The sequence below is a fragment of the Enterobacter cloacae complex sp. IR5401 genome, assembly GCF_049238425.1.
Taxonomy (GTDB): Bacteria; Pseudomonadota; Gammaproteobacteria; order Enterobacterales; family Enterobacteriaceae; genus Enterobacter; species Enterobacter hormaechei_C.
In genome coordinates this window covers 496,392-512,306 of sequence record NZ_JBMKHN010000002.1, presented here as the reverse complement: position 1 = coordinate 512,306, position 15,915 = coordinate 496,392, and the positions used below count along the sequence as shown (strand labels likewise).

The 15,915-nt window shown below is 54.2% G+C and carries 16 protein-coding genes; 9 read left to right on the top strand and 7 right to left on the bottom strand.

All coding sequences use genetic code 11. The annotated features are described in order from the left end of the window. Positions 1 to 26: 26 nt before the first annotated feature. Positions 27 to 1,394, bottom strand: a complete 1,368-nt coding sequence (gene dcuC, locus ACOTX1_RS05460) for an anaerobic C4-dicarboxylate transporter DcuC (RefSeq protein WP_017382481.1) — start codon at positions 1,392 to 1,394, stop codon at positions 27 to 29. Positions 1,395 to 1,733: 339 nt separating this feature from the next. On the opposite strand from dcuC, the gene ACOTX1_RS05455 reads away from it, so the two are divergent. From ACOTX1_RS05455 to cspE, 7 genes are all read left to right on the top strand, one after another. Further along, positions 1,734 to 2,135 carry a hypothetical protein gene (locus ACOTX1_RS05455; protein WP_023315616.1) on the top strand — a complete coding sequence of 134 codons (402 nt, stop codon included), beginning with the start codon at positions 1,734 to 1,736 and terminating at the stop codon, positions 2,133 to 2,135. Positions 2,136 to 2,188: 53 nt separating this feature from the next. Next, positions 2,189 to 2,482: a copper-binding protein gene (locus tag ACOTX1_RS05450; protein ID WP_023315617.1), complete on the top strand. Its 294-nt coding sequence runs from the start codon at positions 2,189 to 2,191 to the stop codon at positions 2,480 to 2,482. An 11-nt stretch (positions 2,483 to 2,493) separates the two neighbouring features. Next, complete coding sequence (locus tag ACOTX1_RS05445) at positions 2,494 to 3,750, top strand: TolC family protein (protein WP_023315618.1); 1,257 nt, start codon at positions 2,494 to 2,496, stop codon at positions 3,748 to 3,750. Then, positions 3,747 to 4,946: an efflux RND transporter periplasmic adaptor subunit gene (locus ACOTX1_RS05440; protein ID WP_023315619.1), complete on the top strand. Its 1,200-nt coding sequence runs from the start codon at positions 3,747 to 3,749 to the stop codon at positions 4,944 to 4,946. The genes ACOTX1_RS05445 and ACOTX1_RS05440 overlap by 4 nt, the downstream gene beginning before the upstream one ends. Further along, positions 4,943 to 8,059: an efflux RND transporter permease subunit gene (locus ACOTX1_RS05435; protein WP_023315620.1), complete on the top strand. Its 3,117-nt coding sequence runs from the start codon at positions 4,943 to 4,945 to the stop codon at positions 8,057 to 8,059. The genes ACOTX1_RS05440 and ACOTX1_RS05435 overlap by 4 nt, the downstream gene beginning before the upstream one ends. A 161-nt stretch (positions 8,060 to 8,220) precedes the next feature. After that, positions 8,221 to 8,796, top strand: coding sequence for a lipid IV(A) palmitoyltransferase PagP (gene pagP, locus ACOTX1_RS05430; protein WP_032657580.1), 576 nt, complete (start codon positions 8,221 to 8,223; stop codon positions 8,794 to 8,796). A gap of 190 nt (positions 8,797 to 8,986) precedes the next feature. After that, positions 8,987 to 9,196: a transcription antiterminator/RNA stability regulator CspE gene (gene cspE, locus ACOTX1_RS05425; protein ID WP_002439184.1), complete on the top strand. Its 210-nt coding sequence runs from the start codon at positions 8,987 to 8,989 to the stop codon at positions 9,194 to 9,196. 219 nt (positions 9,197 to 9,415) lie between these two features. On the opposite strand, the gene crcB is transcribed toward cspE, so the two are convergent. Next, complete coding sequence (gene crcB / locus ACOTX1_RS05420) at positions 9,416 to 9,799, bottom strand: fluoride efflux transporter CrcB (RefSeq protein ID WP_017382474.1); 384 nt, start codon at positions 9,797 to 9,799, stop codon at positions 9,416 to 9,418. A 67-nt stretch (positions 9,800 to 9,866) separates the two neighbouring features. On the opposite strand from crcB, the gene ACOTX1_RS05415 reads away from it, so the two are divergent. Together ACOTX1_RS05415 and tatE are read left to right on the top strand one after the other, a co-directional pair. Continuing rightward, positions 9,867 to 10,655 carry a deaminated glutathione amidase gene (locus ACOTX1_RS05415; RefSeq protein WP_263521489.1) on the top strand — a complete coding sequence of 263 codons (789 nt, stop codon included), beginning with the start codon at positions 9,867 to 9,869 and terminating at the stop codon, positions 10,653 to 10,655. 125 nt (positions 10,656 to 10,780) lie between these two features. Further along, complete coding sequence (gene tatE / locus ACOTX1_RS05410; protein ID WP_003858723.1) at positions 10,781 to 10,984, top strand: twin-arginine translocase subunit TatE; 204 nt, start codon at positions 10,781 to 10,783, stop codon at positions 10,982 to 10,984. A gap of 80 nt (positions 10,985 to 11,064) precedes the next feature. Here tatE and lipA read toward each other — a convergent pair whose 3' ends face one another. The 5 genes from lipA to dacA all read right to left on the bottom strand — a co-directional run bounded on the left by lipA (position 11,065) and on the right by dacA (position 15,801). Beyond that, entirely contained in the window at positions 11,065 to 12,030 is a 966-nt protein-coding gene (gene lipA, locus ACOTX1_RS05405; protein WP_006809637.1) for a lipoyl synthase, read from the bottom strand. Between the two features lie 207 nt (positions 12,031 to 12,237). Then, positions 12,238 to 13,191 carry a YbeF family transcriptional regulator gene (locus ACOTX1_RS05400; RefSeq protein WP_023315623.1) on the bottom strand — a complete coding sequence of 318 codons (954 nt, stop codon included), beginning with the start codon at positions 13,189 to 13,191 and terminating at the stop codon, positions 12,238 to 12,240. 291 nt (positions 13,192 to 13,482) lie between these two features. Continuing rightward, positions 13,483 to 14,124 (bottom strand): lipoyl(octanoyl) transferase LipB, encoded by a 642-nt coding sequence (gene lipB, locus ACOTX1_RS05395; protein WP_022650601.1) that lies wholly within the window; start codon positions 14,122 to 14,124, stop codon positions 13,483 to 13,485. A 94-nt stretch (positions 14,125 to 14,218) separates the two neighbouring features. Next, a complete protein-coding gene (gene ybeD, locus ACOTX1_RS05390) occupies positions 14,219 to 14,482 on the bottom strand; it encodes a DUF493 family protein YbeD (RefSeq protein WP_003858718.1) in 264 nt (87 codons plus the stop codon). Positions 14,483 to 14,589: 107 nt separating this feature from the next. After that, a complete protein-coding gene (gene dacA, locus ACOTX1_RS05385; protein WP_003858714.1) occupies positions 14,590 to 15,801 on the bottom strand; it encodes a D-alanyl-D-alanine carboxypeptidase DacA in 1,212 nt (403 codons plus the stop codon). Between the last annotated feature and the right edge of the window lie 114 nt (positions 15,802 to 15,915).

The window sequence follows — 15,915 nt, the reverse complement described above, 5'->3', positions numbered from 1 at the left end:
CGCTTTTTGGATATCAGGAATTTCGCTTAGGCAGCGCCGGGAACCAGTACTTCGGTGGCGATAATAACGATAATCAGGCCAACCAGCACCGGCACTGACGTGCGTTTTACCACTTCAAACGGAGAGATTTTCGCCATCCCCGCAACCGCAACCACCACGCCCGATACCGGAGAAATGGTACGACCCAGGTTGGAGGCCTGAAGCATTGGAATGGACAGGTAAGCCGGGTTGATGCCGGAGGAGTGTGCCAGCTTAGGGATCATCTCAACAAAGGCGTAGAACGGCGCGTTACCGGAGCCGGTGGTCATCGCCGCCAGCATGGTCAGCACCACCAGCACCAGCATCAGGATAATGCTGGCCGAGCCGAACGAGGTGGCGATAGAGATCAGGCTCTGAATAAAGCCGATGGTGCTCAGCCCCTGGGCAAACACCCCCGCGGCAACCAGCAGCATCACCACGCCCGCGAAGGCATCCGCCATACCGCGGAAGGCTACTTCCAGACCCGTGAACACTTTCTGGGTGTTAAAACCACGAACGAACTCCAGGATGGCCGCCAGCAGCATACAGATCACCAGGATAGTGATGATGTGCAGCTGCGGGCCCCATTTGCCGTCGAAAATAAGCACGCCAATAATCGGCGTGAAGGGCAGGATGGAATAAAACGCCGGGGCGGTAGTGGTGATTTCGCTGACGTCCATCATTTCGTGGCTGACGTTCTCTTTCTTATCGAGATAGCGCTGCCAGAAGAAATGCGCCACGCCCATGCCGAGAATAGCGGTGATGGAGATCGGCAGTGTGGTTTTGAAGGCGAAGTCAATTAGCGACATTTCCGCGGCTTTCGCGGCCAGCACTACGTCACCGGAAGTAGGGGAGAGAATAATCGCCGCCGGAGAGGCGCAAATAGCCGCCGCTGCACCACGGCTGATCCCGACGTTAACCATTACCGGGAATAAAGTTGCCATTAACAGCACGCCAAGGCCCGTTGCTGAGGAAACGGCTAATGACATCAGACAGGCCAGGAAATAGGCCGCGACCATCAGCAGATAGGGGGAGTTAATATATTGCAGCGGCTTAGAAGCCAGCTTTACCACCATATCATTCGCGCCGATATGGGTCATATAGGCAGCAAATCCGCAGAGCATCATGATCATCATGCCCAGATCGCCGCCGCGGCTCATCAGCAGAATTTTTATATATTCCACAATATCGGTAGCGGTATATCCGGTACTGGCTTCGCTGGCGGGTAAAACCTGATGACCCATTAGCGCGCTAATGATCAGCAGCGTCAGGCCGCCGACAAATAGCACGCCGGTGGCTGAGTAACCTTTAATGATGTAGCGTGCTACACCGACAATGACCACGACTCCAATGAGGAGTTCGAGAAAAGTAAGCATGATTTCCCCTATTTCCTTGCTGCCCGAGAGACAAATAATCAATAAAAAAGAAGCTGAAATGTGCCGAATAAATGTCCAGTCCTTGCTGATTAAAATCAAGAAAGAGACTACTAAAGGCACTGATGACGATATTTTTGCTAACCCTGCGTCATTTATATTAAGACGTTATTGACCTGATGAATAGATATTATATGTCATTAAATTGATGGTGAAGTGTTAAGGTTTTGAGTATTACTTGCCGACAATCGATTTAAAACGTAAATCTCTTTAAAACCACTTCTCTTTCATTCTTTAGCCTGCTTATACTCGGTTCACTTTCTCCTGTCCGACGATCTCAATATGTACGCCAGCTGGACATATCGCCTGCGCTTTATCAAAAAACATCTGCTGATGTTTTTGCTGGCGTTTGGCTGGCTGTTGATCCAGACTCAGGTGGCCGTCGCCTCCCATCAATGTTCAATGGATTTGCGCGGTGAGGTGGCCACTATCCAGCACATGGAGATGATGGCGCAACCGGGGCCGCATTATGCTGCCGGTGCTTCACCGCTGTGTGAAAAACATTGTGTGCCGGATCAGGTACAAAAAGATCCTGCCCAGCCGCATCTGGTGGCGCTGCCTGCCGCCATGACCCTGACCTTAACGACCCCAGAGTGCTCGTCTGCAAGCCATTCTGCGTGGTCCGTTACCCCTCCTGCTGTGGGGCCGCCGGCAACGATCCGCTATTGCCGGTTTCGGGAGTAAAAACCTGTTAATTCGTTGATTTTATTTACTTAACGTTTAACAGGAGTTTTATCATGCGTACCGTATTCCTTTCCGCGCTGGTTGGCGCGTCCGTCTCTTTCGCTTCTTATACCGCCCAGGCAAACCAGACCTGGCAGGGCCGCGGCGTGGTTCAGTCGATCTCTGACAGCGCCGTCATGCTCCGGCACGAGGCCATACCGGAACTAAAATGGCCAGCAATGACCATGCCGTTTACTTTATCTGCCGGCGCCACGCTGAATGGCGCCAAACCGGGGGATGAGGTGACCTTTACGCTTGAGCGTGCGGGTGACGGTTTCCAGATTATCTCGCTGACGCCAGCACGCTAAGCGAGGTCACCTTGAAACAACACACACTGAGCCTGTGGCTCGGTGGGGTGTTGTTCGGCCTGTTAACCTCCGCCGCGCAGGCGGAGCCGTGGACGCTCGAACACACCCTGACCGAAGCCCAGCGCTACTCAGCAGAACTCTCCGCCAGCCGTAACGAAGCGCAGGCGCTGGATGCAATGGCGGTTTCCGCCACGCAATTACCTGACCCAAAACTGAAATTCGGCATCGAAAACGTGCCGGTACAGGGCAGCAACGATCGGCGGCTGACGCGCGAAGGGATGACCATGCAGAAGGTTGGCATCATGCAAAGCTACGTCAGCTCAGAGAAGCGGGAACGTAAAGCGCAGACCTTGCAGGCGCAGGCGCGAAGCGTGCTGGCAAAATCCGAAGCCGTCCGCGCCGCGCTTCAGCGTGATACCGCCCAGGCCTGGCTGGATCTGGCGCTGGCCCAGCAGGCACTGAACACGGCCAGAACGCTGGTCCGTGAAACGGAACGTCAGCGCGGCGTGCAGAAGGCGAGCGTCGGGGCGGGAAGCGCAATGCCGGACAGCGTACTGGCCCTGCAAATGATCCTCAGCGCCATGCGCGACAAAGAGACGCTGGCGCAGCGGGATGTGCAGCTGGCGCAAAGCCGCCTGCTGGAGCTAACGGGGCACGCTATAACGGAGGTTCGCGGTCCGCTGCCGCGTTATCAGCGTCTTCCTGCCAATGAAAAAACGTTGCAGGAGGGGATCGTCAGGCACCCGGAAGTGGAGGCCGCGCGACGTGAAGCAGAGACCGCGAAAGCGCGTTCAGCGCAATCTGCCGTGGCGGCGATACCCGATGTGGATGTGGAGGTCTATTACGCCCACCGCGCTGAAGGCTATGACGATATGGCTGGCGTGATGTTCAGCGTGGATCTGCCACTGTTCCAGTCAAAACGTCAGGACAAGGATTACGCCGCCGATGTTTCCCGCTCTATGCAGGCGGTGGATCAACTGACGCTGCTCAAGCGCGAACACATTGCCCAGGTGCAAACGCTGGTGGCGCAGTATCAGGCTGCGCAAACGGTGTGGCAGCGACAGCGGGACGAGGTACTACCGTTGCAGCGTCAACGGCTGGCGGTACTGACGGCGCAATATCGCTCTGGACAGTCGGCGCTTCCGGCCCTGCTGGAGGCGCGTCGTGGCGTACTGGATACGGAACTGGCGGTGAACCAGGCGGAGCGCGAAATGGCGCGAACCTGGGCTGCCGTGAACTGGCTGATCCCGCAGGAGCTGGCGCAATGAAAAAAACAACGTTAATGGCGATTGCCATCGCGATAGCTGCCGCTGGCGGCTATTTTGTCGGACAGAAGCAGACGCATCAGCCGGCTGCGGCTGCACAACCCTCTGAACGTAAGGTGCTTTACTGGTACGACCCCATGGTACCCGGTCAGCGCTTCGATAAGCCGGGTAAATCCCCCTTTATGGATATGGATCTGGTCCCGCGCTACGCTGATGAAGCGCAGGCGGCGTCAGGCGTGGCCATCAGCACTCAACAGCAGCAAAACCTGGGGATGAAAACCGCCAACGTTGAGATGCGCCAGCTGGTTTCGCCGTTCTCGGCCTTTGCCACGGTTGCAACGGATGAACGTAACGTCTCGGTGGTGTCAGCTCCGGCCAATGGCGTGGTGTCAAAATTGTTTGTTAATGCGCAACAGCAGCAGGTGAAAGCCGGAGAGGCGCTGGCGCAACTGTGGATCCCGCAATGGACCACCGCTCAGCAGGAGTATCTCGCAGTTCGTCAGCTTGGCGATGCCGCATTGACCCGCGCCGCACGCGAGCGGCTGGCGTTGCAGTTTATGCCGGAAGAGGTCATTCGTTTGCTGGAGCGTAGCGGCAAGCCGCAGACCACGCTCATCCTGCGCGCTGACCGGGCCGGCTATGTGGTGAAGCTGGACGTGCGGGAAGGGGCGCAAATCACCGCAACGGCGCCGCTGTTTGAGATCGCCAGCCTCGATCCGGTCTGGCTGGTGGTCGATTACCCGCAAACGCAGGCGCAGTCTCTGGCAGTGGGCAGCAACGTGGTCGCAACGTCAGAAAGCTGGCCGGGGGAGCAATTCCACGGCACGGTCAGCGAATTGCTGCCGCAGATGGAGACGACCACGCGAACCCTGAAAGCCCGTATCGTGATGGAAAATTCCGCACATAAGCTGAAGCCGGGCATGTACCTCTCCGTCAGACGTGCGGAAGAGATGAAAGGCCCGCCGGTGCTGGCGGTGCCGGAAGAGGCGGTGATTAACAGCGGAGAGTCTGCGCGTCTGCTGCTGGCTACCGGGGACGGTTATTTCCGGCCTGTGACGGTGACAACCGGCCTGACGGCGCAGGGCTGGACGGCGATCCTGTCCGGGGTCAAAGAGGGCGATAAGGTGGTGACGTCCGGGCAATTCCTCATTGATTCCGAAGCCAGCCTGCGTAGCGTGATGCCGGAGGTGACGCCATGATTGCCGCTGTGATTCGCGCCTCGTTGCATAACCGCCTGCTGGTGATCCTGGCCGCACTGATGATGGCAGGCTGGGGCTGGTGGGCGGTGCAGCGCGCGCCGCTGGACGCGTTGCCCGATCTGTCTGATGTGCAGGTCATTATCAAAGCGAGTTACCCCGGGAAAGCGCCGCAGGTGATTGAAGATCAGGTGACCTGGCCGCTGACAACCTCCATGTTGTCTGTGCCGGGCGCCAAAACCGTGCGCGGTTTTTCAATGTTTGGTGACGCTTATGTGTATGTGCTGTTTGAGGATGGCACCGATCTCTACTGGGCGCGATCCCGGGTGCTGGAATATTTAAGCCAGGTACAGGCGCAGTTTCCGCCGGGCGTGAAGGTGTCGCTGGGGCCGGATGCGACGGGCGTCGGCTGGATCTACGAATATGCACTGATCGACCGTAGTGGAAAACACAGCCTGGCAGATCTGCGGGCCCTACAGGACTGGACGCTTAAGTTCGAGCTTAAGACGGTACCGAATGTATCTGAGGTGGCAAGTATTGGCGGAATGGTGCGTCAGTATCAGATCGTGGCGGACCCGGCGAAAATGCGCGCGCTGAATATTACCCACAGCCAGCTATCCGGCGCGGTGCAGGCCGCCAATAAGGAGAGCGGCGGCGCCCTGCTGGAGATGGGCGAAGCGGAGTATATGGTGCGGACAACGGGCTATTTGCGCTCGCTGGAGGATTTTCGCAATGTGGTGATCGCCACCCGCGATGGCGTACCTGTCCTGCTGAAAGATGTCGCCACCATTGGCATTGGCCCGGAGATCCGCCGGGGTGTGGCGGAGCTTAACGGTGAAGGGGAGGTTGCTGGCGGCGTAATCGTGATGCGCTACGGGCAGAACGCGCTGGAAACCCTTCGCGCGGTAAAAGCGAAACTGAGCGAGCTGCAAAAAACGCTGCCGCAGGGCGTCGAGATTGTTCCGGTCTACGATCGTTCCACGCTGATTGAGGACTCGGTCAAAACGCTGACGCACAAGCTGCTCGAAGAGTTTGCCGTGGTGGTACTGGTGTGTGCGCTGTTCCTGTTCCACCTGCGCTCCGCGCTGGTGGCGATGGTCTCTCTGCCGCTGGGGATCCTCGGGGCTTTTGTGGTGATGCACTATCAGGGCATTAACGCGAATATGATGTCGCTCGGCGGGATCGCCATTGCCATCGGGGCGATGGTGGATGCCGCAATTGTGATGATTGAAAACATGCACAAGGTGCTGGAGCAGTGGCGGCATGATAATCCGGGCAAGGAGCCCGCGCCGGGGGAATACTGGCGTCTGGCGGAAAAGGCGGCGGTTGAAGTGGGACCGGCGCTGTTTTGCAGCCTGTTAATCATCACGCTGTCATTTATACCGGTTTTTTCGCTGGAAGCGCAGGAGGGGAGAATGTTCTCGCCGCTGGCGTTCACCAAAACCTGGTCGATGGCCGTGGCCGCCGGGCTTGGGATCACCCTGGTGCCGGTGCTAATGGGCTTTTTCATTCGCGGGAAAATCCCGGATGAGAAGGCAAACCCGATCAACCGCCTCCTGATCCGCCTGTATGAGCCGCTGCTGGACAAGGTACTGACCTTCCCGAAAACGACGCTGGCACTGGCATGTCTGCTGCTGATCGCCACGCTCTGGCCGCTGAGCCGCCTGGGAAGCGAATTTATGCCGCCGCTGGATGAAGGAGATTTACTCTATATGCCCTCCACGCTGCCGGGGATCTCTGCTCGCGAGGCATCACGGCTGCTTCAGCAGACGGACCGCTTGATCAAAAGCGTCCCGGAGGTGGCGAGCGTGTTTGGCAAAGCCGGTCGGGCAGAGTCGGCAACCGATCCCGCGCCATTAACCATGCTGGAAACAACCATCCACTTTAAGCCCCGCGAGCAGTGGCGGCCAGGAATGACGCCGCAAAAGCTGGTGGAGGAGCTCGATAAAACCGTGTCGCTGCCGGGCATTGCCAATGTGTGGGTGCCGCCTGTCCGTAACCGTCTGGACATGCTGGCAACCGGGATCAAAAGCCCGGTCGGCATTAAGGTGAACGGCGATAATATTTCCGACATTGAGCGTGTGGCCCGGCAGATTGAGCAGGTGGTGAAGGACGTTCCTGGCGTCTCCTCTGCGCTGGCGGAGCGTCTGGAAGGCGGACGCTACGTGGATATTCGTATCGATCGGCAAAAAGCCGCGCGCTACGGCGTTTCCGTCGATGAACTGCAAAGCCTGGTCTCCACGCTGGTCGGGGGCGATAACATTGGCGAGGTGATCCAGGGACGCGAGCGGTATCCCATCAACCTGCGTTATCCCCGCGATTTGCGTGATAACGTCGACGCGTTGCGGGTGTTGCCGGTAGTGACCGCCAGCGGTAGCCAGGTGGCGCTGGGGGAATTGGCCGATATCGTCGTGACGGAAGGCCCACCGATGCTAAAAAGTGAAAACGCGCGCCTTTCCAGCTGGATCTATGTTGACTTGCGCGGGCGCGATCTGAAGTCCGCCGTGGATGAAATGCAAAAACGGGTGGAGGAGAAGGTGGTATTGCCGCAGGGCGTGTCTCTCTCCTGGTCCGGGCAGTTTGAATATCTGGAACGGGCGACCGCGAGGCTCAAAATAGTTTTACCTGTCACGCTGATGATTATATTCGTCCTTTTATGGTTAACCTTCAGGCGGATATCAAATGTCCTGATAATAATGGGGACATTGCCGTTCGCGCTTATTGGGGGCGTGTGGTTATTGTGGCTGCTTGAATATAATTTGTCAGTGGCGGGGGCTGTTGGCTTTATCGCCCTTTCCGGAGTGGCGGCAGAATTCGGCGTAATTATGGTTCTTTATTTGAATCATGCGATCGATAAATATCACAGGCTGGAGCCAGAAGGGGGAAATACGGTGCTGATGCGGGCGATCCACGAAGGTGCCGTGCTGCGCGTGCGTCCGAAGGTGATGACGGTCGCCACTATTATGGCAGGACTGCTGCCCATCATGTGGGGCAGTGGGAGTGGCTCGGAGGTGATGCAACGTATTGCCGCGCCGATGATTGGCGGCATGGTAACGGCACCGTTATTGTCGATGTTAGTTATTCCCGCACTCTACAAATTGTTACATCAACGTTAAATATGTCAACTGCATGTGCTTATTCAGGCATGCAGTTTATGTATCCTCAGATAATTCCCAGGAACGGGATGGTAATTAGGAATAACACCCATGCTGTTAAGCGTTCATTCAAGTATTCTGTGTTAAGGTCTGCACCGAATACTAAATATGGTAATGGCATTGTGATCGTACGAATTAAATTTCCCCTGATTTTGTTGTTTATTATTGGGCAGTTATCGTTTGCGTCTGCTGTTAATGCAGACAGCAATACAGCGGATAAAGGCTGGTTCACCACCTTCACGGATAACGTCGCGCAAACATGGAATGAACCTGAGCATTACGATCTCTATATTCCGGCCATTACGTGGCATGCACGTTTCGCCTACGATAAAGAAAAAACAGACCGTTATAACGAACGTCCGTGGGGGGGCGGCTTCGGTCAGTCTCGCTGGGATGAAAAAGGTAACTGGCATGGCCTGTACCTGATGGCGTTTAAGGACTCCTACAATAAATGGGAGCCTATTGGCGGTTACGGCTGGGAAAAAACCTGGCGTCCGTTATCAGACGACAACTTCCGTCTCGGGCTGGGCTATACGGCAGGGTTTACGGCGCGTGATAACTGGAAATACATTCCTGTTCCGGTACTGCTGCCGCTTGCCTCCATTGGTTACGGTCCGGCGACGTTTCAGATGACCTACATACCGGGTACCTATAACAACGGTAACGTTTACTTTGCCTGGATGCGGTTTCAGTTTTAACTGAATTTTTCTGCTAAATCGGCCAAAAAATGCACAGACATTAAAATGTAAAGGATAAAAATCGGACAGCGAAAATTAACGCGACTTTTGTCACTTTTTATCAAAGATCCGCTGGACAAAACGCCTCACAATTGTTGTACTGATACCCGACACAGCATTTGTGTCGTTTTTTAATGTAAAGGTAATTTTGATGTCTAAGATTAAAGGTAACGTTAAGTGGTTTAATGAGTCCAAAGGATTCGGTTTCATTACTCCTGAAGATGGCAGCAAAGACGTGTTCGTACACTTCTCTGCAATCCAGTCTAATGGTTTCAAAACTCTGGCTGAAGGTCAGCGCGTAGAGTTCGAAATCACTAACGGTGCCAAAGGCCCTTCTGCTGCTAACGTAATCGCTCTGTAATTCAGACGCGTCAGCAAGAATTTCAAAACCCGCTCAATGAGCGGGTTTTTTTCGTTCTGAATCAACCGATAAGATAGATCTTCAGGAAGCTGGCGACGATCGCGACGCTTAGCAATACCATACCTGCGCCTAAGAGATTTTCTTTCATGCTATCACCCTCGTTCAATATTGAGCCAAGAGTGACAGAGAAAAATTAAGCCAACATTAAGGTTGCCGTGCTTAATGTCCGCTGGCGGAGGAAAATAACCAGAATGCGATCGCAGTCATCGCAAACGAGCCAAGCATGTTAACGGCAATGTTCGTCAGCGCCCAGCCCATCCGGCCTTCCTGAAACAGAAACACCACCTCCGCAGAGAAGGTAGAAAACGTTGTTAAGCCGCCGCAGAAACCGGTTGTAATCAGAACCTTCCACATAGGGTCGATGTTGGTCATGCGATTAAACCAGGCCAGCCCCATCCCAATAATAAACGCCCCGATCAGATTTGCCGCCAGTGTCCCCATCGGAATGGCCTGATGCAGAGGGTTAAACCGCATGCTTAAGAGCCACCGCGCAACGCTACCCGTGCCTCCACCAATAAAAACGGCTATAAGTAGTTGTAACACTGTCAATACCTGCTATTTGCTGTGTAAGTGCGTCGAGTGTAACGCTGTTTTTGACCGGGAGACAATTATGTATGTTGCAGTAGGGCAGTTCGCGGTGACGCCGGACTGGAATGAAAACGCGGAAAAATGCGTCTCCCTGATGCATGCGGCGAAGCAAAAGGGGGCGTCGTTGCTGGTACTTCCCGAGGCGTTACTGGCCCGTGATGATGGCGATCCGGACCTGTCGGTAAAGTCTGCGCAAACGCTGGCAGGGGCGTTTCTGAAACGACTGCTGGCCGAAAGCGTTGGCAACACGCTCACCACCATATTGACGGTCCATATTCCGTCCTCGCCGGGGCGCGCGGTGAACACGCTGGTGGCGATACGTGAGGGTGCCATTGTCGCGAGCTACGCCAAACTTCATCTGTATGATGCGTTCAGCGTTCAGGAGTCGCGCCTGGTCGATCCGGGGAGTGTACTTCCGCCGCTGATTGAGGTGGAGGGTTTTAAGGTTGGCCTGATGACCTGCTACGATATCCGTTTTCCCGAGCTGGCGCTGAACCTGGCATTGCAGGGGGCGGAGGTGCTGGTTCTGCCCGCCGCGTGGGTCAAAGGACCGCTTAAGGAGCATCACTGGGCGACGCTGCTGGCAGCACGCGCGCTGGATACCACCTGTTACGTGGTAGCCGCGGGTGAATGTGGTAACAAAAATATTGGGCAGAGCAGAGTTGTCGATCCGCTGGGAGTGACGGTTGCGGCGGCGGCAGAGACGCCTGCGTTATTGCTGACGGAGATAATTTCAGCCCGAATAGCGCTTGCGCGGCAGCAATTACCTGTTCTGCGCAACCGCAGGTTTGCGCCACCGCAATTAATGTGATGTTTTTTTCAACAATGCTTGATTCACCTTGTTACAGATTGCTATTGTGTGCACGCGCCAAATGACCGTTAATACGTTCAGGTTTTTTGGCGGAATGCAGCCTGTTTCATGTAAAGAAGGTATTTATGGGTGAGATTAGTATTACCAAACTGCTGGTGGTTGCCGCACTGGTCGTCCTGCTGTTCGGTACCAAGAAGTTACGCACGCTGGGTGGAGACCTGGGTGCTGCCATTAAGGGCTTTAAGAAAGCAATGAACGATGACGACGCGGCAGCGAAGAAAAGTGCCGAAGATGACATCACTGCACAGAAGCTTTCACACAAAGAGTAATGGCAATGCTGCAAGGCTTGCATAAAAAAACCGGCTCACGAGGCCGGTTTTTTGTTTTACTGTAAATAAATTTTACAGCTTTATTTCACTTCTTCGCCCTTCGCCTGCATATCGGCGTGATAAGAGGAGCGAACAAACGGCCCGCACGCGGCATGGGTAAAGCCCATCGCCATCGCTTCGGCTTTCATTTCATCGAACTCATCCGGGCTTACGTAACGCTGTACAGGCAGGTGGTGACGGCTTGGCTGGAGGTACTGGCCCAGCGTCAGCATGGTGACGCCGTGGCGGCGCAGATCGCGCATCACTTCAATGATCTCAGCGTTGGTTTCACCCAGGCCGACCATCAGACCAGACTTGGTTGGAATATGCGGATGGGCTTCTTTAAAGCGTTCCAGCAGCTTCAGCGACCAGTTGTAGTCTGCACCGGGACGTACCTGACGGTAGATACGCGGTACGTTCTCCAGGTTGTGGTTGAACACGTCTGGTGGCGTCGCGGTCAGGATATCGAGCGCGCGATCCATACGGCCACGGAAATCCGGCACCAGCGTCTCAATCTTAATGTTCGGGCTTTTTTCGCGGATGGCGGTAATACAGTCAGCAAAATGCTGAGCACCGCCATCGCGCAGATCGTCACGGTCAACGGAGGTAATAACAACATAACGCAGCGCCATATCGGCAATCGTCTGCGCCAGTTTTTGCGGTTCGTTAGCGTCTGGCGCAACGGGACGGCCATGGGCAACGTCACAGAACGGACAGCGGCGGGTGCAGATGGCACCCAGAATCATAAATGTCGCGGTACCGTGATTGAAACATTCAGCAAGGTTAGGGCACGAGGCCTCTTCACAGACAGAGTGAAGACCATTTTTGCGCATCGCCGCTTTGATCCCCTGGATACGCGAAGAGTCGGCCGGAAGTTTGATTTTCATCCATTCCGGTTTTCTTAACAGCGCCTCGCGCTCTGTAGCCACGTTTTTAACCGGGATAAGGGCCATTTTATCGGCATCGCGGTATTTAACACCGCGTTCCATCACAATGGGTTTACTCATAGCGTGCGTGTTCCAGTTGCGAATATCGAAGGAAAGCGTTTCAATTCAAGGGAATGTTGTAATTATCAACTATTTTTGAACGAACGACAGGCAGTATATCATTTAAAGGGGCGATAAAGCAGCCTGCCAGGTCGCCAATTTGTAAAATAGTTGTTGTTTTGTGCCTTTTGCCCCGCTTGCGGCAGGGGCTTGCGCTGAAAGGCGGGATCAGAAAGCCTGGCGGATCACGTTAATGACGTTTTCCAGCACCGGATCGCGCAGGCTTAGCTTGTTGTAATGCAGTGAGATTTCAACAGATTCCGTCGTAAGTTGACTCAATGGAATGCTCTCCAGCGGCCAGCATTTTTGAAGCAAAGCGAAGAGACGCACAGGCATAATACAGAGCAAATCGCTGCTGCCAATCAGGGCCGCGAGGGTAAACATATTGTAACTGCTGAAGCTGATCAGACGGTCCGGGAACAGTTCGTCAATACGCTGGCGCAGCGGATCCGGGCCCTGCCCCTCGGACATAAAGGTTGCATGTTCGTAATGACGCAAATTTTCAGGCGTCAAAGGTGCGCTCAATACAGGATGATTCTGACGACAAACGAGCGCCAGAGAGTCGGTATAGAGAACGTTATGCCCTAATGCTCTGGCCGCGAAGCTGTTGCTGTCGATGATCAGGTCCGTCTGGAATTGCGCCAGCTGAGTTTCCGGATCGTTAACGGGCACATTGCGGATCAGCAGCTGTGGCGCATGCTGTTTAACAGCCTGGTAAATAGCGGGCATGACCAGAACGCCCACAGAGGGAGAGGTGCCTATGGTGATGGTTCGTTGCTTATCGTAACTGCCGGTGAGATCCAGCGCGCCCAGAATCGATTCCAGACCCTGGCTGATGTACTCATGCAGATGGGTGGCGTACGCGGTGGGGGTTACGCCCTGGCCTTTACGAATAAATAAGGGATCGGGAAATATCGCGCGCAATTTTTGAATTGACTGGCTAATAGCAGAGGGTGTGAGATTAAGAATTTTCGCAGCATTAACGATACCTTTGTGGACATATACCGCCTCAAAAATAGTCAATAAATTGAGATCAATATTACGTAAAGTCCGGAAAATTTGCGGCTTATCTTCGCCGCTGGTTTCATTCAGGCGTTTGGCTGGTAAATTAGTAGGCTCCACGCTCTTACTCCGTATCCATTCACAATATGAATGATAGTTGAATTTATTTATTATGCTTGCAGAGATTCGTAAAGTGTTTCGTAAGTTTCCCTTGTTTATCGAAAACAAGCAGTTGGGTGATTATCACGCACGTTACACGATACCCGGTGATGGTACTATTAAGGTTCTAATTAATATGGGACGCTAATATATGGGCGACTCGAAAATATAGAATATGCGGTTTATTGTAAAGCGTAAATGCGGCAATTAAGCAGTGGCTGGTCAAATAACCGAACCACTGCCGGAAGTGTGTTAAGCAGCAATATATTCGTAGTCAGGATTGTTAAGCAGCGCTAAAAACTTCTTCAAAAGCACGGGGCGGATATTCTCAGGCGTGGCGGTAGCGACCCACTGGCGCATTTGCGTCATTTCCATACCCGCATACCCGCATGGGTTGATGCGCTGGAAAGGGGTCAGATCCATATTGATATTCAGCGCCAGCCCGTGGAACGAGCAGCCTTTACGGATACGCAGCCCCAGCGAACAGATTTTCTTCTCTCCCACGTAGACGCCCGGGGCATCGGCGCGAGGATGAGCGTCGATACCGTACTCAGCGAGCGTGTTCACCACGGTCTGTTCCAGTAAGGTCACGAGCTCACGTACGCCCAGCTTTCTGCGTTTCAGGTTAAGCAGGACATACATTACCTGCTGGCCCGGGCCGTGGTAGGTTACCTGTCCACCGCGATCGCTCTGGATCACCGGGATATCACCCGTCATCAATAAATGTTCGGCTTTTCCTGCCTGGCCCTGAGTAAACACCGGCATGTGTTCAACCAGCCAGATTTCATCAGGGGTGGTGTCATCGCGCATATCGGTAAAGTCATGCATAGCCTGAGAGACTGGCTCGTAAGGCTGTATCCCAAGATGGCGAACAAGAATTTTATCCTGGTACAAAAGGACGTCTCCGAAGACAAGGGAGAATAGGTAACGCGGAGTATATCACAGCGGGGAAGTGGGTTACCCGGCAAACCGGGTAACCGCAGAGGGACTACAGCACCATACGAACAATTTCGATATTGCCGAGCTCTTCGTACAGCGTCTCAACCTGCTCAATGTGTGTCGCAGTGATGGTGATTGAGACCGAGTGGTAATTACCTTTGCTGCTCGGTTTGACTGATGGAGAGTAGTCGCCCGGCGCATGGCGCTGTACCACTTCAACCACCTGATCAACCAGCTCAGGTTTCGCCAGACCCATTACTTTGTAAGTAAAAGGGGTAGGGAATTCAAGCAGTTCGTTAAGTTTGGTTTTCATGTCAGCTCCGGCGTGTGTGTAAAAAATAATAACTCCCGCCACGGGGCGGGAGTTTTACTGATACGTAGTATATGGGGATCAAAATCACACTTTCAAGTGTTCAATTTTTAACCAAACCAGTGATGGAACATCAGCTTAATGTAATCAATGATTTTGCCGAAGAAATTGCCTTCAGGAATCTCCTCCAGCACCACCAGCGGGCGTTGATCGATGGTTTTGCCATCCAGCTGGAAGTTGATAGTACCCACGACCTGATTCTTTTGCAGCGGGGCGTGCAGCTCGGTGGTATTCAGCACATAGCTGGCTTTCAGATCTTTCATACGACCGCGTGGGATAGTCAGATAGAGATCTTTGTCCACGCCCAGGGAAGCGCGGTCGTTATCGCCAAACCAGACAGGTTCAGAGGCAAATTCTTTACCGGCTTTCAGCGGGTTCACGGTTTCGAAGAAGCGGAAGCCCCAGGTCAGCAGTTTTTTGCTTTCCGTTTCGCGTCCTTTAAACGTACGCCCCCCCATCACGGCAGAGATCAGACGCATCTGGCCTTCAGTGGCGGAGGCCACCAGGTTATAACCAGCTTTATCGGTGTGGCCGGTTTTGATACCGTCGACGTTCAGGCTGTTGTCCCACAGCAGGCCGTTACGGTTGGTCTGACGAATGCCGTTGAAGGTGAACTCTTTCTCTTTGTAGATAGAGTACTCGTTTGGCACGTCGCGGATCAGCGCCTGACCGATCAGCGCCATGTCACGCGCGGAGCTGTACTGACCCTCGGCGTCCAGGCCGTGAACGGTCTGGAAGTGGCTGTTTTTCAGACCCAGCGCGGAGACGTAGCTGTTCATCAGGCCCACAAACGCGTCCTGGCTGCCCGCGGCAAAATCAGCCATGGCCACGCAGGCGTCGTTACCGGACTGCAAGTTGATGCCACGGATAAGCTGAGAGACCGGAACCTGCATGCCAGGTTTCAGGAACATCAGCGATGAACCTTTGAACACGGGGTTGCCGGTTGCCCACGCATCGTTACCGATAGTCACCAGGTCGGTTTCTTTGAATTTGCCTGCTTTCATAGCCTGGCCGATAACATAGCTGGTCATCATTTTGGTCAGGCTGGCCGGATCGCGGCGGGCATCGGCGTTCTGTTCTGCCAGAACTTTGCCGGAGTTGTAATCAATCAGGATGTAGGATTCCGCGTCGATCTGCGGAACGCCAGGGATCATGGTCTTGATGTTCAGGTCATCCGCGTGAGCTGCGGAGAACGCAGCAGCGCAAAGGGCCGTGGTCAGCGCCATGCGCTGCACAAAACGAGCAGAAAAAGTGGTCTTCATGGTCAGAACTACGACATCCGTGATGGAATTAAAAAAGTGCCTTACTATAGCAAATGCTATACGGGCAGGCATCCGACTTTCATCATGAGAGTGTTAACGTGGTTTACACAAACT

Excerpts from the sequence above, each read along its gene's own strand:
- ACOTX1_RS05455 (WP_023315616.1), top strand. The coding sequence starts at position 1,734 with ATGTACGCCAGCTGGACATATCGCCTGCGCTTTATCAAAAAACATCTG.
- ACOTX1_RS05435 (WP_023315620.1), top strand. The coding sequence starts at position 4,943 with ATGATTGCCGCTGTGATTCGCGCCTCGTTGCATAACCGCCTGCTGGTG.
- lipA (WP_006809637.1), bottom strand. The coding sequence starts at position 12,030 with ATGAGTAAACCCATTGTGATGGAACGCGGTGTTAAATACCGCGATGCC.
- ACOTX1_RS05450 (WP_023315617.1), top strand. The coding sequence starts at position 2,189 with ATGCGTACCGTATTCCTTTCCGCGCTGGTTGGCGCGTCCGTCTCTTTC.
- cspE (WP_002439184.1), top strand. The coding sequence starts at position 8,987 with ATGTCTAAGATTAAAGGTAACGTTAAGTGGTTTAATGAGTCCAAAGGA.
- ybeD (WP_003858718.1), bottom strand. The coding sequence starts at position 14,482 with ATGAAAACCAAACTTAACGAACTGCTTGAATTCCCTACCCCTTTTACT.
- ACOTX1_RS05440 (WP_023315619.1), top strand. The coding sequence starts at position 3,747 with ATGAAAAAAACAACGTTAATGGCGATTGCCATCGCGATAGCTGCCGCT.
- ACOTX1_RS05415 (WP_263521489.1), top strand. The coding sequence starts at position 9,867 with ATGTATGTTGCAGTAGGGCAGTTCGCGGTGACGCCGGACTGGAATGAA.
- dcuC (WP_017382481.1), bottom strand. The coding sequence starts at position 1,394 with ATGCTTACTTTTCTCGAACTCCTCATTGGAGTCGTGGTCATTGTCGGT.
- tatE (WP_003858723.1), top strand. The coding sequence starts at position 10,781 with ATGGGTGAGATTAGTATTACCAAACTGCTGGTGGTTGCCGCACTGGTC.
- dacA (WP_003858714.1), bottom strand. The coding sequence starts at position 15,801 with ATGAAGACCACTTTTTCTGCTCGTTTTGTGCAGCGCATGGCGCTGACC.